We start from the raw sequence: 1,649 nt of genomic DNA, 5'->3' as shown, positions 1-1,649 counted from the left end.
TCAAAACTTTTTATGTATTATGCTTTGCCAAAAATCTTTATATAACTGTTCGTATTTTGGGTCTGAAGAAAAAAACTCAATATATCCCGATTTGCAACTGTCATTAAAAATATTCTCGGATATTAATGTGTTTTTTAAATTCTGCGCAACACCCATATTGCCGTCAAATATTTTTATTCCGTCAAAAAATTCAGATACAATATCCTTTACAAAAAGATAATGCGTGCATCCCAAAACAATAGCTTTTATTTCTAGATTTTTATATGGCTCTAAAAGTTCGTGGATATACTGTTTAAGAGCAGAAAAGTTTCCAATATTATTTTCTATTAAATGAGCCAAGTCTTTTAATGGCAATACGATTATTTTGTCCTGACCGCAGCGTTCTACCAATGCTTTGAATTTGGGCTGATTGGACGCGGCGTTAGTCAACATTACAAGAACTTTTCCTTCAGTTATATATAAACAAGCAGGTTTAATCGCTGGTTCAATGCCAATTATTTTGATGTTATGCTTACTTCTAAGGGCATTGATAGCAGCAGCCGTTGCTGTGTTACAAGCAATTACTACACTTTTTACACCCATCATTATAAGTCTGTCTACAGCTTCAAATGTTAATTGAGTGATTGTCTGGTCATCAAGATTTCCATAAGGACTGTTTTTGGTATCCGCAAAATAAATAAAATTTTCATATGGCAAAATACTGACACAAGTTTTTAAAACACTTATGCCACCTACTCCGCTGTCAAAAACGCCTATCGGCAAATTTTTTTTACACACAGTTTATATTATATTTTTGGAAATTTTTTGTAATGACAAAAAATAATTAATAAAAAATAAAACAATCTATTAGCTTATTTTTCGTGACATTTTACATGCATTATCATAATAAGACAAGGGCTTTCTTCATCCCACAAACTAGGAATACATTCAAGCGGTTTGAAACCCATCGCTGTATAAAAATCACGTGTTATTTTAAAATAATAATCAGGAAAACTGCTGTCTAATGTCTTAACCTGCAAATATTCTATATTATTTTGCTCACAATATTCTAGACATTTATTCATTAAAGCTCTGCCAATACCTTGGCGGCGATAATCTTCCAAAACACCCATTGCACATATTTCAGCAGAATAATCATTATGTACTTTTAAAAACAAAAGTCCTACATATTTATCATCAACAACATAAGCAAAAAAAGGTGAATTACTAGATTGTCTTACATATATTTGAACAGCTTCGGATGTTCCAAACCATTGAGGTAACGTTGACAATATGTCTTTAGTAATTTCTCTTTTGAGCTCATCTTGTTTGATTTCAACAACCATTACGCATTTACCGCCCTTATTTTCTTTTGTGTTAAAGCAGATTTAACAACTATAAAATTATTATAAAATTATAACATTTCAAGCTGCTTTTGCCAAACCTTTACACTAGCATCACTGGGCATTCTAAAGTCTGCTCTTGGAGATAATGATACACTGCCCACCTTAGGTCCGTCAGGAATGCAGGACCTTTTAAATTGATTGGCGAAAAATCTTTTATAAAAAACTGTAAGCCATTTTTTGATTATTTCATCTGAGTACAATTCTTTAAAAGCATATTTTGCAAGTCTGAATATTTTTTTAGGACCAAATCCAAAGCGCACTGCA

Annotated in this window: 3 protein-coding genes; all 3 read right to left on the bottom strand. The window is 31.9% G+C overall.

Annotated features, from left to right (window positions below; genetic code table 11):
- Positions 1–777 carry a glutamate racemase gene (gene murI, locus VIL26_07365; GenBank protein HEY8390746.1) on the bottom strand — a complete coding sequence of 259 codons (777 nt, stop codon included), beginning with the start codon at positions 775–777 and terminating at the stop codon, positions 1–3.
- A 74-nt stretch (positions 778–851) separates the two neighbouring features.
- On the bottom strand, positions 852–1,325 hold the full coding sequence (locus VIL26_07360; GenBank protein ID HEY8390745.1) for a GNAT family N-acetyltransferase: 474 nt from the start codon (positions 1,323–1,325) through the stop codon (positions 852–854).
- A gap of 68 nt (positions 1,326–1,393) precedes the next feature.
- Positions 1,394–1,649: NAD(+) synthase (locus VIL26_07355; GenBank protein ID HEY8390744.1), on the bottom strand; the 256-nt coding region annotated here is incomplete at its 5' end.

This window comes from Clostridia bacterium, assembly GCA_036562685.1.
GTDB lineage: Bacteria > Bacillota > Clostridia > Christensenellales > DUVY01 > DUVY01.
Note: the sequence above shows the minus strand (reverse complement) of the source record. Positions and strands in the feature narration are given on the sequence as shown.

Bases quoted from the DNA above. Each gene is read 5' to 3' on its own strand.
- VIL26_07360 (HEY8390745.1), bottom strand. From the start codon at position 1,325: ATGGTTGTTGAAATCAAACAAGATGAGCTCAAAAGAGAAATTACTAAA.